At 65.1% G+C, this 25,379-nt stretch carries 22 protein-coding genes; 21 read left to right on the top strand and 1 reads right to left on the bottom strand.

The genetic code is table 11. The features are described 5' to 3' along the window. The first annotated feature begins 26 nt into the window (after positions 1-26). The 16 genes from MHEC_RS11820 (at position 27) to MHEC_RS11745 (ending at position 17,314) form a co-directional block, all read left to right on the top strand. Positions 27-323 carry a WXG100 family type VII secretion target gene (locus MHEC_RS11820; protein ID WP_003920670.1) on the top strand — a complete coding sequence of 99 codons (297 nt, stop codon included), beginning with the start codon at positions 27-29 and terminating at the stop codon, positions 321-323. A 34-nt stretch (positions 324-357) separates the two neighbouring features. Beyond that, a complete protein-coding gene (locus tag MHEC_RS11815; protein WP_048892513.1) occupies positions 358-768 on the top strand; it encodes a hypothetical protein in 411 nt (136 codons plus the stop codon). A gap of 46 nt (positions 769-814) precedes the next feature. After that, on the top strand, positions 815-1,099 hold the full coding sequence (locus MHEC_RS11810; protein WP_048892512.1) for a WXG100 family type VII secretion target: 285 nt from the start codon (positions 815-817) through the stop codon (positions 1,097-1,099). A 47-nt stretch (positions 1,100-1,146) separates the two neighbouring features. After that, entirely contained in the window at positions 1,147-2,496 is a 1,350-nt protein-coding gene (locus MHEC_RS11805) for a magnesium transporter MgtE N-terminal domain-containing protein (RefSeq protein ID WP_372507367.1), read from the top strand. Next, positions 2,493-4,160: an NRAMP family divalent metal transporter gene (locus MHEC_RS11800; RefSeq protein WP_048892510.1), complete on the top strand. Its 1,668-nt coding sequence runs from the start codon at positions 2,493-2,495 to the stop codon at positions 4,158-4,160. The genes MHEC_RS11805 and MHEC_RS11800 overlap by 4 nt, the downstream gene beginning before the upstream one ends. A gap of 923 nt (positions 4,161-5,083) precedes the next feature. Then, the gene (locus MHEC_RS11795; RefSeq protein ID WP_048892509.1) at positions 5,084-6,382 is read left to right on the top strand and encodes a PPE family protein; all 1,299 of its coding nucleotides are present in this window, start codon (positions 5,084-5,086) and stop codon (positions 6,380-6,382) included. 70 nt (positions 6,383-6,452) lie between these two features. Further along, positions 6,453-7,841: a PPE family protein gene (locus MHEC_RS11790; RefSeq protein WP_071700288.1), complete on the top strand. Its 1,389-nt coding sequence runs from the start codon at positions 6,453-6,455 to the stop codon at positions 7,839-7,841. Positions 7,842-8,153: 312 nt separating this feature from the next. Continuing rightward, entirely contained in the window at positions 8,154-8,474 is a 321-nt protein-coding gene (locus MHEC_RS11785; protein ID WP_071700287.1) for a DUF732 domain-containing protein, read from the top strand. A 618-nt stretch (positions 8,475-9,092) separates the two neighbouring features. Then, positions 9,093-10,328, top strand: coding sequence for a PPE family protein (locus MHEC_RS11780; protein ID WP_048892531.1), 1,236 nt, complete (start codon positions 9,093-9,095; stop codon positions 10,326-10,328). Between the two features lie 119 nt (positions 10,329-10,447). Then, positions 10,448-11,860 carry a PPE family protein gene (locus MHEC_RS11775; protein ID WP_048892506.1) on the top strand — a complete coding sequence of 471 codons (1,413 nt, stop codon included), beginning with the start codon at positions 10,448-10,450 and terminating at the stop codon, positions 11,858-11,860. A 142-nt stretch (positions 11,861-12,002) separates the two neighbouring features. Then, positions 12,003-12,761 (top strand): MgtC/SapB family protein, encoded by a 759-nt coding sequence (locus MHEC_RS11770; RefSeq protein ID WP_048892505.1) that lies wholly within the window; start codon positions 12,003-12,005, stop codon positions 12,759-12,761. 52 nt (positions 12,762-12,813) lie between these two features. Then, entirely contained in the window at positions 12,814-13,662 is an 849-nt protein-coding gene (locus MHEC_RS11765; protein ID WP_048892530.1) for a sterol desaturase family protein, read from the top strand. Between the two features lie 144 nt (positions 13,663-13,806). Beyond that, the gene (locus MHEC_RS11760; protein WP_048892504.1) at positions 13,807-14,508 is read left to right on the top strand and encodes an Rv1815 family serine proteinase; all 702 of its coding nucleotides are present in this window, start codon (positions 13,807-13,809) and stop codon (positions 14,506-14,508) included. A gap of 41 nt (positions 14,509-14,549) precedes the next feature. Beyond that, on the top strand, positions 14,550-15,254 hold the full coding sequence (locus tag MHEC_RS11755; RefSeq protein ID WP_048892503.1) for a TetR/AcrR family transcriptional regulator: 705 nt from the start codon (positions 14,550-14,552) through the stop codon (positions 15,252-15,254). Positions 15,255-15,344: 90 nt separating this feature from the next. Further along, entirely contained in the window at positions 15,345-15,851 is a 507-nt protein-coding gene (locus tag MHEC_RS11750) for a VOC family protein (RefSeq protein WP_048892502.1), read from the top strand. After that, a complete protein-coding gene (locus MHEC_RS11745; protein WP_048892501.1) occupies positions 15,848-17,314 on the top strand; it encodes an FAD-binding protein in 1,467 nt (488 codons plus the stop codon). The genes MHEC_RS11750 and MHEC_RS11745 overlap by 4 nt, the downstream gene beginning before the upstream one ends. 72 nt (positions 17,315-17,386) lie before the next feature. Here the strand turns inward: MHEC_RS11745 and MHEC_RS11740 are convergent, their stop codons facing one another. After that, the gene (locus MHEC_RS11740) at positions 17,387-19,249 is read right to left on the bottom strand and encodes an ABC transporter ATP-binding protein/permease (RefSeq protein ID WP_048892529.1); all 1,863 of its coding nucleotides are present in this window, start codon (positions 19,247-19,249) and stop codon (positions 17,387-17,389) included. A gap of 115 nt (positions 19,250-19,364) precedes the next feature. Between MHEC_RS11740 and MHEC_RS11735 the strand changes: the two genes are divergently transcribed. From MHEC_RS11735 to MHEC_RS11715, 5 genes are all read left to right on the top strand, one after another. Then, complete coding sequence (locus MHEC_RS11735) at positions 19,365-21,002, top strand: acetolactate synthase (RefSeq protein ID WP_048892500.1); 1,638 nt, start codon at positions 19,365-19,367, stop codon at positions 21,000-21,002. 105 nt (positions 21,003-21,107) lie between these two features. Next, positions 21,108-23,432 (top strand): accessory Sec system translocase SecA2, encoded by a 2,325-nt coding sequence (secA2, locus tag MHEC_RS11730; protein WP_048892499.1) that lies wholly within the window; start codon positions 21,108-21,110, stop codon positions 23,430-23,432. Positions 23,433-23,458: 26 nt separating this feature from the next. Continuing rightward, positions 23,459-24,073: a CDP-alcohol phosphatidyltransferase family protein gene (locus MHEC_RS11725; protein WP_048892498.1), complete on the top strand. Its 615-nt coding sequence runs from the start codon at positions 23,459-23,461 to the stop codon at positions 24,071-24,073. After that, positions 24,066-24,983, top strand: coding sequence for a DUF881 domain-containing protein (locus tag MHEC_RS11720; RefSeq protein ID WP_048892497.1), 918 nt, complete (start codon positions 24,066-24,068; stop codon positions 24,981-24,983). The genes MHEC_RS11725 and MHEC_RS11720 overlap by 8 nt, the downstream gene beginning before the upstream one ends. 62 nt (positions 24,984-25,045) lie before the next feature. Continuing rightward, positions 25,046-25,378 carry a small basic family protein gene (locus tag MHEC_RS11715; protein WP_003921790.1) on the top strand — a complete coding sequence of 111 codons (333 nt, stop codon included), beginning with the start codon at positions 25,046-25,048 and terminating at the stop codon, positions 25,376-25,378. Position 25,379 lies beyond the last annotated feature (1 nt).

Genomic DNA, 25,379 nt, shown 5'->3' with positions numbered 1-25,379 from the left:
ACAAATCGCGAGACAGGAGATATCGGATGCCTACTCGGTTTATGACCGATCCGGACCAGATGCGGGCGATGGCGGGCCGTTTCGACGTGCACGCTCAGACCGTGGAGGACGAGGCCCGCAAGATGTGGGCGTCGTCGGTCAACATTGCCGGTGCCGGCTGGAGCGGGTCTGCGCAGGCCACCTCCTACGACACCATGAGCCAGATGAATCAGGCGTTTCGCAACATCGTCAACATGCTGCACGGGGTGCGGGACGGGCTGATCCGCGACGCCAACAACTACGAGGCCCAGGAACAGGCGTCCCAGCAGATCCTGAGCAGCTAACGGCTACAGCGCTTCTCACGTTAGGAGGGAGATCATGACGATCAATCACCCGCTCACCGACGTGGGCTCCCACCGTGCCGATCAATCCGGGGCGCGGCGCGTGACCAATCCGCCCAACATGGAGCGGCAGGTGCACAAAGCCTGCGGAGACATCAACGCCGCACTAAACGAAGCACTGGAGGCGTTGGGCCGGCTTTCGCACAGCCCGGTCGACGCGTTCGGTGTGGCACGTGTCCAAACGGCGTTATATCGAGCACGGGAAGCCAATTACCTTCTCGGGCAAATGGTCGGAACGCCGATCGAGCGGCGTTTGCCATGGGCGTACTACCGTGCACGCCTACAAGACAAGGCGCTGCGGCATTTCTCGCTACACGCAAACAGCGGTCGGCAAGCAACCGAAGGACACCGATCCCGATCCAATCGCCCAAAGCGGCGTATCGCGTAGCTAATTCACTGCCATACAACATTTCTCGTGTGAAGGAGTGCGAAAAATGACGATTAACTATCAGTTCGGTGACGTCGATGCGCACGGTGCCACGATACGGGCGCAGGCGGCGGCGTTGGAGGCCGAGCATCAGGCGATCATCCGTGACGTGCTGGCCGCCGGTGACTTTTGGGGTGGCGCCGGGTCGACGGCGTGCCAGCAGTTCATCACCGAGCTGGGCCGCAACTTCCAGGTGATCTACGAGCAGGCCAACGCCCACGGCCAAAAGGTGCAAACCGCCAGCAGCAACATGGCCAGCACCGACGCCGCCGTCGGCTCCAGCTGGGCCTAGGCGAAGTAGCCGTGAACTGCCGCTGCTGCACTGCGATCTGAGAAGGGATAGCCATGAGCAAACCAGCCGCCGAGCCCGTTGACGTCCAGACCGCAGCGTCATTGGTTCATCTGTCTCAGTTGCTACGCGCCCCCGTGGTGATGCCGTCCGGTGAGTCGGTGGGCAGGGTTGACGACATCGTCGTCCGATTGCGCGGTACGGATACCTACCCCCTGATCACCGGAATCGTGGCCGCGGTCGGCGGTCGGCGGGTATTCGTTCAAAGCGCATCAATTCGGCGGCTGCATCCCGAGCGGGTAGTCCTGGCACAGAACGAGGTTGACTTGCGCCGGTTCGAGCGCCGTCAAGGTGAGGTGCTGTTGCGCTCGGATGTACTCGGGTATCGCCTGATCGACGTCGCCGCAGGCGAATTGGTCCGCGCGTACGACGTCGAACTCGAACACAGCCCAGATGGGTGGGTGTTGAAGCGACTGGACACCCGGCGACCGCCGCGTCTGTTCGGACTGCTGAAAACACCCGGCGGACAGGCTTCCCGCGACTGGAAGGCGTTCGAACCGTTGATCGGGCACGACCAGTCGGTGGCCATGCGTCGCGTTTCCGGACGGGTAGCGGCGCTCAAACCCGCACAAATTGCCGACCTGCTCGAAGTGGCCGACGCCGCCGAAGGCGGAGAAATCCTGGACCGAGTGCGCAGCAACCCGGAACTGCAGGCCGACGTCTTCGAAGAACTCGAGCCAGACAAGGCCAGTCGGTTGCTCGATGACATGCCCGACGGCGACGTCGCCGCATTGCTCAGCCGGATGCGCGCCGACGACGCGGCCGACGCGGTTATGGACCTGCGCCAGTGCCGCCGCCGCCGGGTTCTCGACTTGATGCCCGCGCCGCAGCGCACCAAGGTGATCACCCTTTTGGGGTTCAACCCCAACAGCGCAGGTGGATTGATGAACGTCGACGTCGTCTCGTGCGGAACATGGGCGACCGCGGGCGAGGCGTTGGCCGTCATCGGTTGCGCCCAGGCCCTCCAGCCGGAAGCGCTTTTGCAGGTGCATGTCCTCGATGAACACGGTCGGCTGGCCGGCGTGGTATCGGTCGTTAAGTTGTTGCAGGCAGAGCCCGCAGAAGCAGTTGCGACACTGATGGATTCGGATCCCATCCGGGTAACCGCGGATGCCGACCTGGCCGACGTCGCGGTGCTGATGGCGGACTACGACCTGCACACCATTCCCGTCATCGACGACGACGATCGGGTCTTGGGGGTTGTCACCGTCGATGACGTGCTCAAGGCGTCCATCCCCGACGACTGGCGACGGCGAGAACCGGGCCCACGCCGGATGCGCGAACCAAGCTGCGCGACAGACGATGCCGGCGCTACTGAGGCGGGCGGTGATTGGCTATGACCATCCTGGACCGCGACATCGTCGACGCGACGCTGGAGGCACCGACGCCGACCGCGGTGCTGGACAGCGCCCACGTCGGGGACATCGAAGGTGCACTGGGCCGAATCAGCATTAGCGATTCCGACCGTCCGCGCACCTTCAAAGTCCGACTGGCAACCATGTTGGCGATCATCGGTCCTGGCCTGATCGTCATGGTCGGCGACAACGACGCCGGAGGTATTGCGACATACGTGCAAGCGGGACAAAACTACGGCTACAGCATGCTTTGGGTCCTTCTCCTGTTGATCCCGGTGCTGATCGTCAACCAGGAGATGGTGGTTCGTCTGGGCGCCGTGACCGGGGTTGGGCATGCGCGGTTGATCAACGAACGGTTTGGCCGCGGCTGGGGCTGGTTTTCCGTCGGTGACCTGTTTCTGTTGAACTTCCTCACTCTCGTCACCGAATTTATCGGCATCAGCTTGGCCGCCGACTACATGGGAATTCCCAGGTATGTAGTCGTCCCTTTCGCCGCGATGGCGCTGATCGCCATCATGGTCACCGGCAGCTTTCGCCGCTGGGAACGCGCGATGCTCGTGTTCATCGTGATCACTCTGCTGCAGATTCCCATGGTGTTAATGTCGCATCCGGACTGGGGCCGTGCGGCGAAGTCATTTGTCATTCCCGGGATTAGCGGCGGAGTTACCTCGGACGCCGTGCTGTTGATCATTGCCATTGTTGGCACCACGGTTGCGCCGTGGCAGCTGTTCTTCCAGCAGTCCAACGTCGTCGACAAGCGGATCACTCCACGGTTTATCGGCTATGAGCGGGCGGATACCACGCTGGGCGCCTTCGTCGTGGTGATCGGGGCAGTTGCGTTGATGATGACCGGCGACTGGGCCGCGCGTTCAACTGGTAGCCGCGGCCATTTCGTTGACGCCGGTGTGCTCGCGCACTTACTCGGCCAGCACAATCCAGTGCTGGGATCGTTCTTTGCGATCGTGCTGCTCGACGGCTCGATCATCGGCGCGGCGGCGGTGACGTTGGCCACCAGCTACGCGTTCGGGGACGTGTTCGGCCTCAAGCATTCGCTGCACCGGGGCTTCACCGAGGCTAAACCCTTCTACCTGTCTTACACCGTCATGGTGGTGATCGCGGCCGTGATCGTGCTCACTCCGGGTGCGCCGCTGGGGTTGATCACGACCGGCGTGCAAGCGCTGGCAGGGTTGCTCCTACCCAGCGCAACCGTGTTTTTGCTGCTGCTCTGCAACGATCGGGAAGTGCTGGGCCCGTGGGTAAACCAGCGCTGGCTCAACGTCGTTGCCGGGGTGATCGTTGGCGTGCTGTTACTGTTGTCCGGAGTATTGATGACGACCACGGTGTTTCCCGATCTGGACATCATGTCCATCGCAGACGACCTCGCGGTCGGTCTCGTCATCTGCGTCGCAGTCACTTTCGGTGTGCTGAAGTGGAATGGCCGTATGTCGCCGAAACGGCTGGTTTCCGAGGATCTTTCTCGGGCATTAGCTACAGCTGACCGAGCAACGTGGCGGATGCCGCCACTTGCCTTGCTGGAGCCGGTTCAATGGTCTGTCGGAACTCGCCTGGGCATGCTCGCGCTCCGAGGCTATCTCATTATTGGGGCGATCCTGCTGGCAGTCAAAGGTGTCCAGCTCGGCAGCGGCTGACCTCAAGCGCAACGCACCCGACGAGTCCGCGCTTGTATCGGTAAGCGAGAGCAGGCGAAACATTTTGCAGCCCTGAGTAAATGTCGTGTTACAACGACCTCACCACCACACGCCAGAATGCTCACCCCGCACGCTTACCGCTCACAAAAGTGGTCAACCTCTCAGCTAATACCCAGCCAAGCACCAGCGTGAAGGCAGCCATAACGGTGTAGCGTCTCCACCAATAGGAGACGGCAATGACTATTAGCTTTTCGTCAGTACGTTGCCGGCTGCTGGTCCCGGCACAGGAGCTGGATACCTGCCGCCCGGATCAATGGCGCTCGACGGTCGCGTCAAGGCTTCGGCACGCAACGTGCGCGCCCCGGCGACTTGCCGTTCACGGATGCCGCCACCGCCGGCGCCAGATGCAGTGGCGGACTAGAGGATCGTAGGGTATTCGCCTCGCCGATAATTATCTGAAGCCAATTGCCAGGATTGGCCCATTACGGCCAATGCTGGTGATTTCTTCTGTGTAACAGCATGATTAGACCAGCGTCACCGCAGGCTGGCCACTGCACGTGAGCTTGTCGTCCGATCTGCGCGTTATAAGCGGAAACGTTTAGCCAGAGCCAACTTTCGCGGCCTATGCCGCAGCCAAGTGATGACTGGTTTACCGGCCGTTACCTGCATGGAACGTGAAGCCAACAATTTTCGCGCAGCATGATCGCAGATAAATGGGAGAGAGGTGACGCGTGCCGCACGCGATGCGAGAAACATCGGAACATCCGTTTCAGCAAGACAATTCAAATCCAATAGATACGGATGCGAGATTTGTGGGCCGGTGCGGTCTGTGGCTGCGATCCGGTTGGTTGACACCAACAGAATTCAATGAACTGCAGTAGATGCCGTGGCAGCCGCCAGGAGACTAACTAGAGGTTGAGAACATGGATTTCGGGGCACTACCGCCGGAGATCAACTCTGGCCGGATGTATGCCGGCCCAGGATCAGGGCCAATGCTGGCGGCCGCTGCGGCCTGGGATGGGCTCGCTGCTGACCTGGCCGCCACGGCGTCTTCCTATCAGTCTGCCGTTTCGGGCCTGACGAGTGCGTGGTCGGGCCCCTCGGCAATATCGATGGCCTCGGCGGCGGCGCCCTATGTGGCATGGCTGACCAGCGCCGCAGAGCAAGCTGAACAAACCGCTGCTCAAGCCAGAGCCGCAGCCAGCGCCTACGAAACGGCGTTCGCCATGACCGTGCCACCACCGGTGATCGCAGCCAACCGCAGCCTGCTGATGACGCTGATTGCCACCAATATCCTGGGTCAGAACACACCGGCGATTGCTGCAACAGAAGCTCACTATGCCGAAATGTGGGCCCAGGACGCCGCGGCGATGTATGGCTACGCAGGCTCGTCGGCGGCAGCGACACAATTGGCGCCTTTCACCGAGCCGCCACAGACCACCAATCCGGCTGGCGCGGCTGGACAAGCAGCCGCTGTCACCCAAGCCACAAGCAGCTCCGCAAGCTCTAAGGCAACGCAGTTGTCCCAGCTGATCACCTCGATGCCCACGGCGCTACAAACCTTGGCAACGGGCATCACCGAGTCGCCGACGACCGGGTCGACGAATTTGTTGTCAGGGCTTTCATTACCGACGCTGTTCAACCTGCAATTACCGCCCGGACTCTCGACCGATCTGGCCAACTGGAACACAATCTGGTCAACCCTGACCGGCCCGTTTTCACCACAGAGCTGGAGCACGATACCGGGCGGCCCGTTCCTGTCATTCGGGCAGGCATATGCCTGGGGCCAGAACGGGCAGGGTGCGGCCGCTTGGCTCGCCGGACCCAAACCACCCACGGGGGCATTGGCACCGCTGGGCGATTCGCTGAAATCTGTTGTGAGCCCGACCGGATTGGGGACTGGGCCGGTGTCGGGGGCCATGGGGCGCGCAGCGGTAGTCGGATCTTTGTCAGTGCCCCAGGGTTGGACGACAGCCGCGCCGGCGATCAGAACGCTGGCCGCCACGCTACCCACCAACGTTGCCGCCGCACCAGTGGCCTCGCTGTCCGGTGAGGAAGGCGTGTTCAGCCAGATGGCCCTGTCGAGCTTGGCGGGACGTGGCATCGCGGCTGCCGCGACCCGACCCGTCGGCGGCCTCACGGCCAGCTCGCTGGGCAGCGTCACCGCAGAGGCCGAGCCTGCCACAGCCACGATCATCGTGATACCGGCGGTGGAGGAATGACGGTCGCGGCCGCGCACTGGCTGCCAAGCACCGGCCGATTCGCCATGCAGACGAATCAAGGGGAATAGCAATGTTTTACGCAGCGCTTCCACCGGAAATCAACTCCGGCAGGATCTACAGCGGCCCGGGATCGGGGTCGATGCGCGCCGCGGCGGCGGCCTGGGATGGGCTGGCTGCTGAACTCCAGTCCGCAGCGGCCTCTTATTCGTCAGTGATCTCGGGTCTGACCAGCGGGGCGTGGCTTGGCCCGTCGGCTATGTCGATGGCCGCGGCGGTCGCACCGTATGTGGCGTGGATGTCGGCCACCGCCGCACAGGCCGCCGAAGCGGCGACCCAGGCCACCGCTGCGGCGAGCGCCTATGAGACGGCGTTGGCCGCGCACGTGCCACCCGCCGAAATCGCAGCGAACCGCAGCCGACTCGCGTCGCTGGTGGCGACGAACATCTTCGGACAGAACACCCCCGCGATCGCGGCGACCGAAGCTCAATACGGCGAGATGTGGGTCCAGGACGCGCTGGCGATGGAAGGCTACGCTGCCTCGTCGGCGACCGCTGCCAAGGTGACACCGTTCAGCGCGGCACCGCAGATCGTTAACGCGGGCGGCCTGGCCGGGCAGGCGGCCGCGGTGACTCAAGCGGCCGGCACCGCCGCCGGTAGCGCGCAGTCGGTGCTGACAACGGGTAACCCGCTGCTGCAATGGCTGGCAAACCTTTCCACCGACTACACGACGACCATCACCGATGCGCTGAACGGCCTTTTTGGACCGAGCGGCGCGTCAACGATCACGGCCATGTACAACGCGATAAAGGTTCCGATTGGCCTGACAACACAATTCAACGACATCGGGCTGCTGATCAATTTTCCCGTCTCGCAGTTCCTCAAGTTCGCCCCGTCCCAGGCACTCGGCGACATCCCGCGGGAGGGATTGGGTGCTGGACTTGGGTTGGGTTGGCCGCACTGGGGCCGCGGCACGCTATACGGCGCGGTATCGGGAAGCATGGGAAATGCCGGGACGCTGGCCGGAAAGTTGTCCGTACCGCCCAGCTGGGCCGTGGCCACTCCGGCCATCAGGACGGTGGCCGCCGCGTTGTCTGCGACCGCGCCAGATGCTGTGCCGGCAGCCGCGCTCGGCGAGGGCAGCCTGCTCAGCTCGATGTCGGCGGCGGGCATGGTCGGCAGCGCTTTCGGTGCGGGAGCTCCCACTGCGCTGACCCGCGCTGGCAACCGTAGCCGCCTGACCCCGTTGAAAAACCTCAAAGACAGCCATTCACCGGAGCAGCTGCAGCGGCTGGTCGCTCAACTGTCACAGAAACCGGAAAGCGTGCAACATCACACCGTCGATCCGGAAGGCCTCGACGGCCTACTGGAGCAGTTGGCGAAGAAACCCGGCGTTCACGCGGTACACCTCACCAAAGGTGGCAAATCGAAGGTCCTTCCGCCAAATGTGCAGTCGTTCTAGCCCGCAGCGTCATTCGATGTTCGGGCAATTTGGCGGGCGGATGGTCGTGGTGAATGCGGCTGCCACGTCAGCGACCGCGGGATGCAGCCACGATAACCGGCGGGCATCGTCGCGAACGACATTGCGGCCCTGTTTATCTAATCAATCACCCGCATCTCGGCTTGATGACGCAGTGACCAACCGGTGGGAGGATACTGCTGAAACCTCAACAGCATTGATCTGCAATGCCTTTGCGATCGCCTGGTGGGCTGCTGAACGTTTGCACCACGATCCAAGAAGTTAAGAAATCGCTTCGACATAGCAGAAAGGTCAATCATGAGGCTGCGGCTCGCACTACTGGGCGTCTCGGCGATGATCGGCATCGCTGCACCGGCCTATGCCGACCCGGGGGATGTCGCCACTGACGCAGCGTTCCTGACAGCTTTGCAACAATCGGGGATCACCTACCCGAGCGCGGATCAAGCGATCGGCGCCGCGCAAGCGGTGTGCACGTGCTTGAATCACGGGGAATCCGGCCTGGAGCTAGTCCACGACGTTAAAACCCATAACCCCGCGTTCACCATGGACGCTGCAGCGCAGTTCGCCGCAATTTCAGCGAAGTACTATTGCCCGCAACAGCTTTCGAAGAGTTAGTGTATCGACCCTATGTAGCTGCCGGATACATATGCAATCCCGTGCATCAGTATGGCCGACGATCGGGGCAAGCGGAATTCGCGTCAGCGCCCGCTACATCGATCACCGGGCGATACGTTGTTGTGCGCGTCGCACGGTCTCTAACTGGTCGACGTTGGACTGACCGAAGCGCACGAATCCAAACCGGTGACTCGCTGATACTCTGCTGTGTATCTCCTGTGATCCTTGTCACACGGGTCGGCTAGCGTTACGCTTCGGCGCGGATTGACGCGAGATTGAGAGAGTCGCAGCACGTGCCATGAGCAAGTGGGGTTGATACCTCCCGGCGCCGTTGACCTGCGAGCCAAGAGGCACGCCCAGCGATGCTCTGCAGAGCGGGCTCACGGCCGTGTGCATACACCTTTGCTGCATGGGGAGAGCGCCGACGATCGTGGGAAATCCAGCCCGCCAGACCCATCGGTATGGAGTTGAGGGCTTGCCAATCACACGCCGGTATCGCTGCAGAGGGCGGCGGGCTAGTCGCCGGCTGCAGTGCTGGTTCACGACCGACTTGTTTTGGTGTACCGGGCTGTGGATGCAGCCGCGACTGACAAACCCCGGGGAGGGATGCTCTCGATGATTGACTTTGGGGCGTTACCGCCGGAAATCAACTCTGGTCGAATGTATGCCGGTCCCGGCTCGGGACCGATGCTGGCTGCCGCGGCGGCTTGGGATGGGTTGGCTGCTCAATTGAATTCCACTGCGGTGTCGTATTCGTCGGCGATCGCAAATGTAGCCGCGCAGTGGCAGGGACCGTCCTCGACGATGATGACTCAGGCGGCCGCGGCGTACGCGGCCTGGATGAGTGCCACTGGGGTCCAGGCCGAACAAACCGCTGCACAAGCCAAAGCAGCGGCCGCCGCCTATCAATCGGCGTTTGCGGCGACCGTGCCGCCACCGGTGATTGCGGCAAACCGCGCACAATTGACGGCACTGGTCGCCACGAACGTCTTCGGGCAAAACACCCCCGCGATCATGGCCACCGAAGCGCAGTACGCGGAGATGTGGGCGCAAGACGCCGCGGCCATGTACGGCTACGCGGCCGCGTCGGCAGCCGCTACCCGATTGACGCCGTTCACCCCGCCGCCGCAGACCACCAATGCTGGCAGCGGTGCGGGTCAAGCCGCCGCGGTCGCCCAAGCCGCCGGCACCTCGGCTGGCACGGCGGAATCGACGTTACGTCATGCGATCTCGACGCTGCCGCAGGCACTGCAAGGCTTGGCTGCGCCGACGTCAGCGGCGCCCGCGGCGGCGGCCGATCCGCCCAACCCGGTGTCGTCGTTGCTGACGTTTATCACCGGCCCGACGTCACCGATCTCGTATTTCCCGATTGGTGGCGTGCCTTATCTATTGGCGTTCCAGAACTATCTTTTGCCCACCGCTGCACAGAACTACACCAGCATTGCTGCCAGGGTGTTCGGGGCGCAGTCGGGCGCCACCGGTGGACTGCTCGAGGGCGGGCTCGATTCGGGCACGCGTCTGCTGGGTTCATCAGGAGGGGTGGTAGCCGCGGGCATGGGCCGCGCGGGTTTCGCCGGGGGATTGTCGGTGCCCGGGGGCTGGGCGGTGGCAGCCCCGGCGATCAGGCCGGTGGCCGCAGCGTTGCCTGAATCCGGCCAGGGTGGCATCTCGGCGGCCATCGCGGCCGACAGTCAGGGAAGCCTGTTCAGCAACATGGCCCTGTCAAGCTTGGCCGGACGGGCCATGGTCGGCACCGGCGGCGCCACAACACGACCGCTTAGTTTAGGCGGTGGTGCGGCTTCCTCGGGGTCGGCAACCAGCGCCACCATCATCGTGATACCCGACGATGACTAAACCTGTTGCAGCGCAGATGAAACGGGGCTGACGAAGCAAGGAGCAAACATGGCTTTCGGGTTTCAGACAACGAGAGCTCTAGCCGGCGCGATTTATGAAGCGATTTAAGGGGTGCGACAATGGATTTCGGCTTGCTGCCGCCGGAAGTGAACTCCGGTCGAATGTACGCCGGCGCTGGAGCTGGATCGATCATGGCTGCTGCCACGGCCTGGGACGGATTAGCCGCCCAGCTGCGTTCGGCCGCTGAGGCCTACTCGTCGGTGATCGCCGGTTTGACCGCCAGCTGGCGGGGTCCGTCGGCTACCCGTATGGCGGCGGCCGCAGCACCGTATGCCGCCTGGGTGAGCGTTACCGCCACACGGGCGGAGCAGGCGGCCGCCCAGGCCCGGGCCGCAGCGGCAGCCTACGAGACCGCTTTTGCCGCTGTGGTGCCTCCGCCGCTGATCGCAGCCAACCGCAGCCGGCTTGCGTCGCTGGTGGCGACCAATGTTCTCGGGCAGAACACCGCGGCCATCGCGGCCACTGAAACGCAGTATGCGGAGATGTGGGCGCAAGACGCCGCGGCCATGTACGGCTATGCGGCCGCGTCGGCAGCCGCTACCCGATTGACGCCGTTCACGCCCCCACCACCCGCCACTACTGCGGACAGCGGGGCGGGTCAAGCCGCCGCGGTCGCCAGCGCCACCGCTACATCGGCCGGTGACACGCAGTCGACGTTGCCGCATCTGATGTCACAGGTGCCGTCGGCGCTACAGAGCGCCGCGGCGCCGGCCGCGGCTGACCCGCCGGACCCATTGTCGTCTTTTCTCAGTTTCCTCACCGGGTCAACGGATCCGGCGACCCAATTTTCGACGCTGAGTGCCTACGTCGAGGCTGTACCCAAACTGATGCTGCCCGCCAACGACGTTCTGATCACTCTGATCTTCGGTTTCGTGTCCGGCGTGCGGGGATTGCAAACCATGCTGCCGGCTGGCGGCGCCGCGGCTGCCAGCGAGGCTTTAGCGGCCGGGCTTGGGTCGAGCACATCGCCGGTGGCCGTGGCCGGTGCGGCGGCGTCAGCAGTTTCGGCAGGGGTGGGCCACGCGGGCTTGGTCGGGACGCTGTCGGTGCCCCCGACCTGGGCGGTAGCCACCCCGACGGTCAGGCTGGCGGCCAGCGCGTTGTCCGGCACCAGCGCGGCCGCCGCCCCCGCAGCCACGGCGGACGGCGTGGGAAGTTTGTTCAGCCAGCTGGCCCTGGCCGGTTTGGCGGGTGGCGCCCTGGGCGGCACCACACCCCGCCTCCTCGGTGGAACCCTGGCCCGGGGCGGCGACCCGAGTCCGGACAAAGACAGCAGCAACAGCACCCCAGAGAAACTCAAGCGTGTCCTGGCCGAGCTGTCACAAAAGCCAGACTCCGTGCAACACTGGCACACCGACCAGGCGCATCTGCAGAGCCTGCTGGACCAACTATCCAAGTCGCCCGGTGTCCACGCGGTGCATGTATCTGGCACCGGCAAACCGATCGTGCCGCCGACCGCACAGTCGGGATAGCAGCGTCAAGCCCGGGCCGCATCGGCGCTGGTTAACGGCTTCGCTTGTTGTTTACCGATGCGTGGTTAACTACGCACCGGCCTCGTCGAGTTTGCGCCACACTGATACCCATAATCAGCCGCCGGGGAAGGAGAGCCGCCTCGTGCACACGCTGAGCCTCGCCGATTTCGCGTTGCGCCTGGCCGTCGGGCTGGGCTGCGGTGCGCTGATCGGGCTGGAGCGGCAGTGGCGGGCACGCATGGCGGGTCTGCGCACCAACGCGCTGGTGGCAACCGGGGCGACGTTGTTCGTGCTCTATGCGGTGGCCACCGACGACACCAGCCCGACCAGGGTGGCGTCGTATGTGGTGTCCGGGGTCGGGTTTCTCGGCGGAGGGGTCATCCTGCGTGAGGGATTCAACGTCCGCGGCCTGAATACCGCTGCGACACTGTGGTGTTCGGCGGCCGTGGGGGTGCTGGCGGCATCCGGGCATCTGCTGTTCGCCGTGATCGCCACCGGCACCGTGGTCGTCATCCACCTGCTGGGACGTCCGCTTGGCCGGCTGATCGACCACGACAATGCCGTCGAAGAAAGCGAAGACCAGCAGCCCTACCAGATTCAGCTCATCTGCCGCCCCAAAAGCGAGAAATACGCGCGGGCCCAGATCGTGCAGCACACCAGCGCCAACGACCTGATACTGCGGGGGATTCACACCGGGCGAGCCGCCGACGACACGGTCGCGCTGACCGCTTATCTGCTCATGGATGGTCACGCGCCAGCACGCCTTGAGCGCCTGGTCGCCGAACTGTCCCTGCAACCCGGCATCCAGGCCGTGCACTGGTATGCCGGAGAGCCGAGCGACTCCATGCCGCCCATGCCGGACATCGGCAGTGGGCCGCCGCGGACCGTGGACGAGCCGTAATCTGTCTGGCGTGGATACGATCGCGGATCTCCTGGCTGTGCTGCCGGCACAAATGCGCGATCCGGTGCTCTTCGCGGTACCGTTTTTCCTGGTGCTGCTGATCGTGGAGTGGTCCGCGGCGCGCAAGCTCGAACACCTCGAAAAGGCGCAGCGCCCGCCCTCCGGGGCGTACCTTGCCCCGGATTCCTGGGCCAGCATCTCGATGGGCCTGGTGTCGCTGGTCACCACCGCGGGCTGGAAGTTTTTGGCGCTGCTCGGCTACGCCGCCATCTACACCTATCTGGCGCCCTGGCATCTCCCGGCGACCCGCTGGTACACGTGGATGATCGCGATCCTTGGCGTCGATCTCCTCTATTACACCTATCACCGGATGGCTCACCGGGTTCGGCTGATCTGGGCCACGCATCAGTCGCATCACTCCAGCCAGTACTTCAACTTCGCCACCGCACTGCGCCAAAAGTGGAATAACAGCGGCGAGATCCTGATGTGGATTCCGTTGCCGCTGTTGGGAATTCCGCCTTGGATGGTGTTCGCCAGCTTCTCGGTGAACCTGATCTATCAGTTCTGGGTGCACACCGAACGGATCGGGAAGCTGCCGCGGCCGATCGAATTCGTCGTCAACACCCCGTCACACCACCGCGTGCATCATGGCATGGACCCCCAATATCTGGACAAGAACTACGGGGGCATCTTTATCATCTGGGACCGGCTGTTCGGCACGTTCCAACCTGAGCTGTTCCGGCCGCACTATGGGCTGACCAAGCAAGTCGACACCTTCAATATCTGGAAGCTGCAGACCTACGAGTACGTCGCGATCGTCCGCGATGTGCGTTCGGCGACCCGGCTGCGGGATCGACTGGGCTACGTGTTCGGACCACCCGGCTGGCAACCCGCGTCGTAAGCAGAAGCTGAGCGCCGCCGAATTGCGGGCTCGCGCCTCGTTGCCGCCCGCAAGCCGGTAACGTCTTGAAGCGCTGCGCCGATGGTCTGCACAGCCACTACCTTCGGCCGGGGTTGTGCCGGCCGCCGACGGATCGGAGTCGATGTGCGCCGGGCTGCACTCTCTGCGTTCGCGGTGACGCTCACCGCCGCGGCACTGTCGGCATGGCCGGCGCCACAGGTAGCCCGCGCCGATCCGCCGCTGGTGTTTCCCGGCATGGAAATCCACCAGGACACCCGCCTGTGCACACTGGGCTATGTCGATCCGGCGCTGCGCGTCGCCTTCACCGCCGGGCACTGCCACGGCCATGGCCCGGTCACCGACAAGGACGGCAACGTCATCGGCAATCAAGCGACGTTCCGGAACAACACACCCAACGGGTCGACGGTCGCGGCCGACCAGCAGATCGCCGACTATGAGGCGATTGTGCTGGCCGACGACGTGACCGCGAACAACATCTTGCCCGGCGGGCGGGTGCTGGGCTCAGATCCTGCTCTGGTGGTGCGCCCCGGGCAGGCCGTCTGCCACTTCGGCGTCGTCACCGGTGAAAGCTGCGGCACAGTCGAGCGAGTCAACAACGGCTGGTTCACCATGTCCGAAGGCATCGTCAGTGAAAACGGCGACTCCGGCGGGCCGGTGTACATCACGCCCACTTCCGGCTCGGCAATTATCGTCGGGGTATTCAACAGTCGGTGGGGGCAGTTCCCGGCGGCGGTGTCCTGGGTCGCCGCTTCCCAGCAAGTCCGCGAGGACGTCGGCGTGGCCACGATGGGCAGCAAACGGCCGGGCGTCGCGCCGAAGACCTGAAATCAAGAGCACCGTTCTCGTTTCGTGTCACACTAGGCCATGTGGGCACGCGGCACGTCTCGCGGCAGCGTATCGAGGCGCAAATCGTCGAGCTGGGTCGCCGCCACCTGGTCGAGCACGGGGCGGCCGGGCTCTCGCTGCGCGCGATCGCCCGCGAGCTGGGCATGGTGTCCTCGGCGGTGTACCGATATGTGGCCAGCCGCGACGAGTTGCTGACGTTGCTGCTCATCGACGCCTACAACGACCTGGCCGATGCGGTCGAGGCGGCCCGTGACGCGATGGCTGAGGTGTGGAGTGACGACGTCCTCGCGATCGCGCATGCGGTACGTCGATGGGCTCTGACGCACCCGGCCAGGTGGGCGCTGCTGTACGGCAGCCCGGTGCCTGGCTATCAGGCACCGGGGGAGCGGACGGTTGGACCGAGCACCCGGGTGCTGGGCGCGTTGTTCGACGCTGTTGCCGCCGGGATCGCAACCGGCGATATCATGTTGACCGATCACGCTGCGCCGCAGCCGATGTCGTCGGACTTTCAACGGATTCGCGATCACTTCGGGTTTCCGGGCGACGATCGCGTCATCGCCGAGTGTTTGCTGTTGTGGGCCGCCATCGTGGGTGCGATCAACCTCGAGGTGTTCGGGCGCTACGGTGCCGGCACCCTCACCGACCCCGAAGCGATCTTCGATACCCAGGTCCGCGTGCTGGTCGGCGTATTGACCTGGCATGAGGCCGTTGCGGGCGCGAATTAGAACTTGTTCATCGGCATTGGGAATGCCGCGGGCGGCCGCCTGCGGCAACGAATGTCTGCGGGGCGCCGGACTGGGCTATCCTGCCAGTCGATGAGCCTGCACGCCGGATCGCCAGTACAGATCGCCTGGGTTACCGCCGACTTGGATGCCACGGAAAAGGCCCTTACCGGCATGTTAGGTGTCCGCAAATGGGTTCGGCTGCCCGAGGTGCATTTCGCGTCGGACAGCTGCCGCTACCGCGGGCAGCCCGCCGACTTCGTCGCCAACATCTCGCTGAGCTATCTCGGTGACATGCAGGTGGAACTGCTCGAGCCAGTCCGCGGGCCGAACATCTATAGTGACTTTTTGCGGGACAGCGGACCGGGCCTGCACCACGTCTGCGTCGAGGCGAAAACCCCCGCCCAGTTCGACGCGATGGTCGACGCGGCCACCGCGCACGGGGCGGCCGTCGCACAAGAGGGGTTAATGCCCGGCGGGATGCGGTTCGCCTACGTATCGGCGCCGCACGCGGGCGTGCCGTTCGTGGAGATCGCGCATGTTTCCGAGGAGATCCGGGCGTTTTTCGACTACGTGAAACAGGAGCAGCGGCGCCAATGAGCACCCAAATCCCGGCAGCGGTCAACGCGAACGAGGTGACCTCGTGGTCGGATGACGTCGACGTGGTGGTGATCGGTTTCGGCATCGCCGGTGGCTGCGCGGCGGTGAGCGCGGCGGCCGCCGGCGCCCGGGTGCTGGTGTTGGAGCGGGCCGCGGCAGCCGGCGGGACCACCGCCATGGCCGGCGGACACTTCTACCTCGGCGGCGGGACCGCGGTGCAACAGGCGACCGGGCATCCGGATTCGCCGGACGAGATGTACAAATATCTTGTCGCGGTGTCGCGCGACCCTGATTACGAGAAGATTCGCGCCTATTGCGACGGCTCGGTCGAGCACTTCAACTGGTTGGAAGGTCTGGGTTTTCAGTTCGAACGCAGCTTCTATCCGGAAAAGGCGGTGATCCAGCCCAACACCGAAGGGTTGATGTACACCGGCAACGAAAAGGTGTGGCCGTTCTTCGAAAGAGCGGTACCGGCGCCGCGCGGCCACAAGGTGCCGGTGCCCGGTGACACCGAGGGTGCCAAGCTGGTGATCGACCTGCTGCTCAAACGCGCCGAGAGCCTCGGTGTAGAGATTCGCTACGAGACCGGCGCGACGCAATTGGTCGTGGACGGCTCGGGCGCGGTGACCGGCGTGGTGTGGAAGCATTTCACCGAAACCGGTGCGGTTAAGGCGAAGTCGGTGATCATCGCCGCGGGTGGCTTTGTGATGAACAAGGCGATGGTGGCGGCCTACACGCCGAAGCTGGCCGAAAAGCCGTTCGTGCTGGGTAATACCTACGACGACGGCCTGGGTATCCGACTAGGGATGTCGGTCGGTGGCGCCACCGAGCACATGGAGCAGGTCTTCATCACGGCGCCGGCGTACCCGCCGGCGATCCTGCTGACCGGCATCATCGTCAACAAGTTCGGCAAGCGGTTCGTCGCCGAAGACTCCTACCATTCGCGCACTTCGGGTTTCGTGATGGACCAGCCCGACAGCGTGGCGTTCCTGATCGTCGACGAGGCGCACCTGCAGCGTCCGCACGTACCGCTGGTGCCGTTGATCGACGGCTGGGAGACCGTGGCCGAGATGGAAGCCGCGTTGGGCATCCCGGAGGGCAATCTGGTTGCGACGCTGGAGCGCTACAACGAGTTCGCGGCTCGCGGTGAAGATCCGGACTTTCACAAGCAGCCGGAATTCCTTGCCCCGCAAGACAAAGGGCCGTGGGGGGCGTTCGACCTGTCGCTGGGCAAGGCGATGTATGCCGGGTTCACCCTCGGCGGGCTGTCGACGTCGGTCGATGGTCAGGTGCTGCGCGATGACGACACCGTCATCCCCGGTTTATACGCGGTCGGAGCGTGCGCATCCAATATCGCCCAGGACGGCAAGGGATACGCCAGCGGCACCCAGCTTGGTGAGGGGTCGTTCTTCGGCCGCCGCGCGGGCGCCCATGCTGCGGCGGCCGCGCGCGAGCAGACGTAAAATCGCGCTGCGACAGGCGGTTTAGGGCGATTTTGCGTCTGCTCGCGCTGATGCGGCGACCCGGCGCCGCGGCTAGACCGGCGCCGGCTCCTCCTCGACCCGGCTCAGGCGCCAGCGGCCTTCGCCGAGCAGCTGCAGGCGATGATCGTGATACGGCTCGACAGTGCTGCGGTGACTGACGCTGACCACAATGGTGTCCGGCAACTCGTTGCGCAGCAGCTGATAAAGCGCCAACTCCAGTCCCTCATCGATCGCCGACGTGGCCTCGTCGAGGAACACCGCCTTGGGCTTGGTTAACAGCACCCGGGCGAAGGCCACACGCTGTTGTTCGCCGGGGGAGAGCACCTTCGCCCAGTCCTGCTCTTCGTCGAGGCGGTCGACCAGGTGCGGCAGGACCACTTTCACCAACACGTCGCGCAGCGCGCTGTCGGGAATGTCACCCGGCGAGGCGGGATAGGACACCACCGCACGCAGATCGCCCAGCGGCACATACGGCAACTGTGAGAGGAACATCGTCTCGTCAGCGGCATCAGGCCGCCGCAACGTCCCCGAGGCGTAAGGCCACAACTCGGCAAGACTGCGCAGCAGCGTCGTCTTACCGCTTCCGGACGGCCCGGTGATCACCAACGCCTCACCGGCCGACAGGTGCACGTCGAGGCAATCGATGAGCTGGTCTCCCTCCGGCGTGCGCACCTCGACGCCCTCGATGTCGACGCCGTCGTCGGTGCTGGGTGTGGTAAGGATCTCGGGCAGCTCACGGGCTTGTTGGTCGGCCTCGACCAGGCCGTTGAGCCGGATGATCGCGGCTCGGTAGCTGGCGAACGAGTCGTAGGCGTTGCGGAAGAAGGACAGGCCGTCGTGGATGCTGCTGAATGCCGTCGCGGTCTGTGTGACGTCACCAAACTTGATCTGTCCGGAGAACAGCCTCGGCGCTTGTAGCACCCAAGGCAGCGGCACAATCGCCTGGCTCACCGACAGATTCCATCCGGAAAAGCCGATGGTGCGGTTGATGAATCGCAGGTAGTTGTCGATGATGGGCCGGAACCGCTGGCCGAGCTGCACCCGCTCGGCGCGCTCACCGCGGTAGAACCCGACCGCCTCGGCGGCGTCTCGCACGCGCACCAGCGCGTAGCGGAACGCGGCGTTGGTGAGCTCGTTGCGGAAGCTGAGCCAGATCAGTGGGCGCCCGATCCGGAATGCGATGACGGTCACCGCGAACACATAGAAGATGAGCACCCAGAACATGGCTTTGGGTATGTGCACGCCGAACACGGTCAGCGGGCCGGATAAGTTCCACAAAATGGCGGTGAAGGAAAACACCGACAGCACCGAGTCAACCGCCCCGAACAGCAGGGTGTTGGTGCTGCCGTTCGATGGCACGTTGGGGGTAGCCCCGACCCCGGCGGTGAACACGTCGATGTCTTGCTGGATGCGCTGGTCGGGGTTGTCGATGGTGGCGTCGATGAAGCGGCCCCGGTAGTAAGACCGCCCGCCTAGCCAGTCGCCGGTCAGCCGGTCGGTGAGCCAGACTCGCCAAGCCACGATAAAGCGCTGGGTCAGGTAGATATCGAGCATGATCCGCAGCACGTGCAGCACCGCCATCACGCTGAACACTAGGATGGACATCCAAAAGCCATGCACCCCAGAGCGTTTCACCGCCTGATTACCGGTTGCCATGCCTTGTACAGCGGTCTGGACCGATGAGTTCAGGTCGTTGGCCTGGTAGCTGAACAGCACGTTGAGGCGCACGGCAAGCACGACCGACAGCAGCAGCACGCCCAGCATCAGCCAGACCCGAATGCTGTGCCGGCCGGTGAAATAGTCACCGGTGATGCGCCAGAACTGGTGACCCCACGGGGTGACAAACCGCAGGACCACCAGCACGACGATCACACACACCGCGCTGACCGCCCACGCCTCCGCCACCCAGGACATCGAGTCCACCAGGGCATGACCCCAATCAATGGAGGGCTTGAACAGTTCCACGATCCGACCTCTGCTCGACGAAACTTTCCCGCGAAGTTACCGGAGCTACGGTTAGGCTCGCCGGGTGAGTAGCGACGCGCCGACTACCGTGCATGCCGGCCGGCTCATTGCCCGCCGGTTGCGGGCCAGCGGGATCGACACGATGTTCACCCTGTCCGGTGGGCACTTGTTTTCCATCTACGACGGCTGTCACAGCGAGGGAATTCGGCTCATCGACACCCGTCACGAACAAACCGCCGCGTTCGCCGCCGAGGGCTGGTCGAAAGTGACCCGGGTACCGGGAGTGGCAGCGTTGACCGCCGGTCCCGGCGTCACCAACGGGATGAGTGCGATGGCGGCCGCGCAGCAAAACCAGTCGCCGCTGTTGGTGCTGGGCGGGCGAGCGCCGGCGGCGCGGTGGGGCATGGGGTCATTGCAGGAGATCGACCATGTGCCGTTCGTGGCGCCACTGGCCAAGTTTGCCGCCACCGCGAAGTCCGCCGACGACTGCGGACGACTCGTCGACGACGCGCTGCGCGCAACGCTGGCCGCCCCCTCAGGTGTGGCATTCGTCGATTTCCCGATGGACCACGTGTTTTCGCCGTGCGACGACGACGGCGGCCCCGGCGCGCTGACCGACCTTCCGGCGCCGTCGCCGCCGGACGGTGACGCACTGGACCGCGCCGCCCGCCTGCTGGCTCAAGCGCAGCGCCCGGTGATCATGGCAGGCACCAACGTGTGGTGGGGCCACGCCGAGGCCGCGCTGCTGCGTCTGGCTGAGGAGCGGCGCATACCGGTGCTGATGAACGGGATGGCGCGCGGCGCGGTGCCCGCCGACCACCCGCTGGCGTTCTCGCGAGTGCGTTCAAAAGCGTTGGGAGAAGCCGACGTTGCGGTGGTCGTCGGGGTGCCGATGGATTTTCGGCTGGGTTTCGGCGCGGTGTTCGGGCCGCAGACCCAGCTCATTGTGGCTGACCGCGTCCAACCGGACCGCGAGCATTCGCGTCCGATCGCAGCCGGGCTCTACGGCGACCTGGCGGCCACCATGACGGCACTTGCCGAAGCGAGCGGGCATGAGCACGAGGACTGGATTGGTCTGCTGCGGACGGCGGAATCCGCTGCGCGTGACCTTGAACGCGCCGAGCTGGCCGACGACCGGGTGCCCTTGCACCCGATGCGGGTGTATGCCGAGCTGGCGTCGCTATTGGACCGTGACGCGATCGTCGTGATCGACGCCGGCGACTTCGGCTCCTACGGCGGCCGGATGATCGACAGCTATGTCCCGGGTGCCTGGCTCGACAGCGGCCCGTTCGGCTGCCTTGGCTCAGGCCCGGGCTACGCGCTGGCCGCCAAGCTGGCCCGGCCGGAGCGTCAGGTGGTGCTGTTGCAAGGCGACGGTGCGTTCGGGTTTTCCGGCATGGAGTGGGACACCCTGGTTCGTCACGGTGTGCCGGTCGTCTCGGTGGTCGGCAACAACGGGATCTGGGCGTTGGAAAAACACCCCATGGAGGCCCTGTACGGCTATTCGGTGGTGGCTAAACTTCGGCCGGGCACTCGCTATGACGAGATGGCCCGCGTGCTGGGCGGCCACGGAGAGTTGGTGTCGACGCCCGACGAGCTGCGCCCGGCTCTGGAACGTGCGTTCGGCTGCGGGCTGCCCGCCGTGGTCAACGTCCTCACCGATCCCACGGTCGCCTACCCCCGTCGATCGAATTTGGCCTGACCGCTGGTTTTTGGCCGCGAGCGGGCGCAATTGCCCGCCAGCGACCGGCGTGTCGCGTGCAGACGCGCCCGCTCACCCTGGCGACGTCGCGCGTACCGTTGTTCTGTGCCCAAGACCACCGCCGCTCAGCCGGGCCGCCTGAGCAGCCGATTCTGGCGGCTGCTGGGCGCCAGCACGGAAAAGAACCAATCCCGATCCCTGGCCCAGGTCCGCGCGTCGGCCGAATACGACGAGAAAGCCGCCGGTCTCAACGACGAGCAACTGCGTAAGGCTGCTCAGCTGCTCAGGCTCGACGATCTCGCCGAGTCCGCCGACATCCCGCAGTTCCTGGCGATCGCCCGGGAAGCCGCCGAGCGGTCCACCGGCCTGCGCCCGTTCGACGTGCAGCTGTTCGGCGCGCTGCGGATGCTGGCCGGCGATGTGATCGAAATGGCCACCGGCGAGGGCAAAACCCTGGCCGGGGCGATCGCCGCGGCGGGGTATGCGCTGGCCGGCCGGCATGTGCACGTCGTCACCATCAACGACTACCTGGCTCGCCGCGACGCCGAATGGATGGGCCCTTTGATCAGGGCGCTGGGCTTGACTGTCGGCTGGATCACGGCTGAATCGAGCGCCGACGAACGCCGCGCAGCCTACACGTGCGACGTCACGTATGCCTCGGTCAACGAGATCGGCTTCGACGTGCTGCGCGACCAGCTGGTCACCGACGTCGCCGACCTGGTATCGCCGGACCCCGACGTCGCGCTGATCGACGAGGCCGACTCGGTGCTCGTCGATGAGGCGCTGGTGCCGCTGGTTTTGGCCGGAACCACGCACCGGGAGACCCCGCGGCTGGAAATCATCCGGCTGGTCGGCGAACTGCAGCCCGGCGAGGACTACGACACCGACGTCGACAACCGCAACGTCCACCTCACCGAGACCGGTGCCCGCAAGATCGAAAAGGCGCTGGGCGGCATCGACCTGTACTCCGAGGAGCATGTCGGCACCACGCTCACCGAGGTCAACGTCGCTCTGCACGCCCATGTGCTGCTGCAGCGCGACGTGCACTACATCGTCCGCGACGACGCCGTGCACCTGATCAACGCCTCGCGGGGCCGCATCGCGCAGCTGCAGCGCTGGCCGGACGGACTGCAGGCCGCCGTCGAGGCCAAAGAGGGTATCGAAACCACCGAAACCGGTGAGGTGCTCGACACGATCACGGTGCAGGCACTGATCAACCGCTACCCGACCGTGTGCGGGATGACCGGCACCGCGCTGGCCGCCGGTGAGCAGCTGCGCCAGTTCTACCAGCTTGGTGTATCACCGATTCCGCCGAACAAGCCCAACATCCGCGAGGACGAGGCCGACCGGGTCTACATCACCGCCGCCGCCAAGAACGACGCAATCGTCGAGCACATCATCGAGGTGCACGAGACCGGCCAGCCGGTGCTGGTCGGCACCCGCGACGTGGCCGAGTCCGAGGACCTGCACGAACGGCTGCTGCGCCGTGGGGTTCCCGCGGTGGTTCTCAATGCCAAAAACGACGCCGAGGAGGCACGGGTGATCGCCGAGGCCGGCAAATTCGGCGCGGTCACGGTGTCCACCCAGATGGCCGGGCGCGGCACCGACATCCGACTCGGCGGGTCCGACGAAGCCGACCACGACCGGGTCGCGGAATTAGGCGGGCTGCACGTGGTGGGCACCGGCCGGCACCACACCGAGCGGCTGGACAACCAGCTGCGGGGGCGGGCCGGCCGCCAGGGCGATCCGGGCTCGTCGGTGTTCTTCGCCAGCTGGGAGGACGACGTCGTCACCGCCAACCTGGAGCAGCGCAAACTGCCGACGGCCACCGACGAGAACGGCCGGATCACCAGCCCCAAGGCGGCCGGCCTGCTCGACCATGCCCAGCGTGTCGCCGAGGGCAAGCTTCTCGACATCCACGCCAACACGTGGCGCTACAACCAGTTGATCGCCCAGCAGCGGGCGATCATCGTCGAGCGGCGCAACGCGCTGCTCAGCACTGACACCGCCCGCAAGGAACTGGCCGAACTGTCACCCAAGCGCTACGCCGAGCTGGCCGAGGAGCTGTCCGAAGACCGCCTGGAAAAGATCTGCCGGCTGATCATGCTCTATCACCTCGACCGCGGCTGGGCCGATCACCTGGCCTATCTCGCCGATATTCGGGAGAGCATCCACTTGCGTGCCCTGGGCCGGCAGAATCCACTCGACGAGTTCCACCGGATGGCGGTCGACGCATTCGCGTCGTTAGCCGCCGACGCGATCGAGGCGGCCCAGCAGACGTTCGAAACCTCCCCGGCCATCGAGGACGAGCCGGGCGTGGATCTGTCCAAGCTGGCCCGCCCGACGTCGACGTGGACCTACATGGTCCGCGACAACCCGCTGGCCGACGACACGCTGTCCGCGCTGAGCCTGCCCGGGGTCTTCCGGTAGCCCGGGTTGCCTTAAGGTCACGCCACATGAAGCCGGGGCCCGCACGCGACCGCGTGCTGACGGTGCCCAACGTGCTGAGCGTAATCCGGCTGGCGCTGATCCCTGCGTTCTTCTATGTCCTGCTGGTGGCGCACGCCGACGGCTGGGCGGTGGCGATCCTGATTTTCAGTGGTGGCTCCGACTGGGCCGACGGCAAGATCGCGCGGTTACTGAATCAGGCGTCAAGGTTGGGCGAGTTGCTCGATCCCGCGGTGGACCGGCTTTACATGGTGACGGTGCCGATCGCGTTCGGCCTGCGCGGGATCGTGTCGTGGTGGGTTATCGGCACCCTGCTGGCACGCGATGCGCTGCTGGCCACGACCCTGCCGCTGTTGCGCAGCCGCGGGCTGACGGCGCTGCCGGTGACCTACATCGGCAAGGCCGCGACGTTCGGCCTGATGTCAGGTTTTCCGCTGATTTTGCTGGGACAGTCGCATGCGTTGTGGAGCCGGGTGGTACTGGCGTGCGGGTGGGCGTTTTTGATCTGGGGTTTGTATGTGTATCTGTGGGCATTCGTTATGTATCTGGTACAGGTTGTGCTTGTGATGCGCCGAATGCCCAGGGTCCGGGCGCCGTCAGCGGATAGCACAGACGATGGGTGACCCCTCGCTGGGCGGCTACGACCCCGAGGCGGGCCGCAGCGCACACGAGGCCGGGCGACCGCAGCTCATCCCCGTGCCGTCGCTACTGCGTGCGCTGCTCTCCGAGCACCTCGATCCCGGCTACGCTGCGGCGGCCGCCGAACGTGCCCGCGCCACCACGCCACCGACCCGCCGGGCCCGCGTCTTGGGACGGGTCTGGCAAGCGGCGGCGGCGTTGCTGGTGGCCGCGGTGTTCGCCGCCGCCGTCGCGCAAGCCCGCTCGGTTGCCCCCGGCGTCAGCGCGGCCCAGCAGGTGCTGGCCGCCAGTGTGCGTGCGGCGGAAGCATCCACCAACCAGCTCACCGCGCGCCGCGACGCGCTCGCCGCGCACGTCGACGATGTGCAGCGGCGCGCATTGGTCGCCGACGGGCAAGGGCGGCGGCTACTCGGTAACCTCGACAAGCTGGAGTCGGCATCGGCCGGCACGCCGGTCATCGGTCCGGGTCTGACCGTGACGGTGACCGACCCGGGTGTTGGCCCGAATCTGTCCGACGTCTCCAAGCAGCGGGTGGCCGGCGGCCGGCAAATCATCCTCGACCGCGACCTGCAGCTAGTGGTCAACTCGTTATGGGCCAGCGGCGCGGAGGCCGTCGCGGTCGGCGGTGTGCGGATCGGACCCAATGTCACGGTCCGACAGGCGGGCGGCGCGATCCTCGTCGACAATAATCCGATCACCAAGCCGTACACGATCCTGGCAGTGGGCCCGCCGCATGCCATGCGCGAGCTCTTCGACCGCAGCCCGGGTCTGCATCGGCTCCGGCTGCTGGAGGTCTCTTACGGTGTCGGTGTGGCCGTCAGCGTCGGCGACGGTCTGGCGCTGCCTGCCGGTGCCACGCGGGATGTTAAGTTCGCCAAGCAGTTTGGGCCCTGAACACCGACGGGAATTCCGATGACATCAAAACCAGCAAACGCGACGGCACAGGCCGGGCAGACATGATCGGCCTCGCGGCGCTCGTGGTGGGCATTGTGCTGGGCCTGGTCTTCCACCCCAGCGTGCCCGAGGTCATCCAGCCCTACCTGCCCATCGCCGTGGTCGCCGCGCTCGACGCGGTGTTCGGTGGATTGCGAGCCTATTTGGAGCGGATTTTCGATCCGAAGGTCTTCGTGGTGTCGTTTGTGTTCAACGTGCTCGTTGCCGCGCTCATCGTCTACGTCGGCGACCAACTTGGCGTCGGAACGCAATTGTCGACCGCGATCATCGTGGTGCTGGGCATCCGGATCTTCGGTAACACCGCCGCGTTGCGGCGCCGGCTGTTCGGGGCTTGAC

The organism is Mycobacterium heckeshornense, from assembly GCF_016592155.1.
Lineage (GTDB): Bacteria > Actinomycetota > Actinomycetes > Mycobacteriales > Mycobacteriaceae > Mycobacterium > Mycobacterium heckeshornense.
The sequence above is the reverse complement of the archived record's forward strand: the minus strand, read 5'-3'. Positions and strand labels throughout refer to the sequence as shown.

Bases quoted from the DNA above. Each gene is read 5' to 3' on its own strand.
- MHEC_RS11820 (WP_003920670.1), top strand. From the start codon at position 27: ATGCCTACTCGGTTTATGACCGATCCGGACCAGATGCGGGCGATGGCG.
- MHEC_RS11815 (WP_048892513.1), top strand. From the start codon at position 358: ATGACGATCAATCACCCGCTCACCGACGTGGGCTCCCACCGTGCCGAT.
- MHEC_RS11810 (WP_048892512.1), top strand. From the start codon at position 815: ATGACGATTAACTATCAGTTCGGTGACGTCGATGCGCACGGTGCCACG.
- MHEC_RS11800 (WP_048892510.1), top strand. From the start codon at position 2,493: ATGACCATCCTGGACCGCGACATCGTCGACGCGACGCTGGAGGCACCG.
- MHEC_RS11795 (WP_048892509.1), top strand. From the start codon at position 5,084: ATGGATTTCGGGGCACTACCGCCGGAGATCAACTCTGGCCGGATGTAT.
- MHEC_RS11790 (WP_071700288.1), top strand. From the start codon at position 6,453: ATGTTTTACGCAGCGCTTCCACCGGAAATCAACTCCGGCAGGATCTAC.
- MHEC_RS11775 (WP_048892506.1), top strand. From the start codon at position 10,448: ATGGATTTCGGCTTGCTGCCGCCGGAAGTGAACTCCGGTCGAATGTAC.
- MHEC_RS11765 (WP_048892530.1), top strand. From the start codon at position 12,814: ATGCGCGATCCGGTGCTCTTCGCGGTACCGTTTTTCCTGGTGCTGCTG.
- MHEC_RS11750 (WP_048892502.1), top strand. From the start codon at position 15,345: ATGAGCCTGCACGCCGGATCGCCAGTACAGATCGCCTGGGTTACCGCC.
- MHEC_RS11745 (WP_048892501.1), top strand. From the start codon at position 15,848: ATGAGCACCCAAATCCCGGCAGCGGTCAACGCGAACGAGGTGACCTCG.
- MHEC_RS11740 (WP_048892529.1), bottom strand. From the start codon at position 19,249: ATGTCCTGGGTGGCGGAGGCGTGGGCGGTCAGCGCGGTGTGTGTGATC.
- MHEC_RS11725 (WP_048892498.1), top strand. From the start codon at position 23,459: ATGAAGCCGGGGCCCGCACGCGACCGCGTGCTGACGGTGCCCAACGTG.
- MHEC_RS11720 (WP_048892497.1), top strand. From the start codon at position 24,066: ATGGGTGACCCCTCGCTGGGCGGCTACGACCCCGAGGCGGGCCGCAGC.
- MHEC_RS11715 (WP_003921790.1), top strand. From the start codon at position 25,046: ATGATCGGCCTCGCGGCGCTCGTGGTGGGCATTGTGCTGGGCCTGGTC.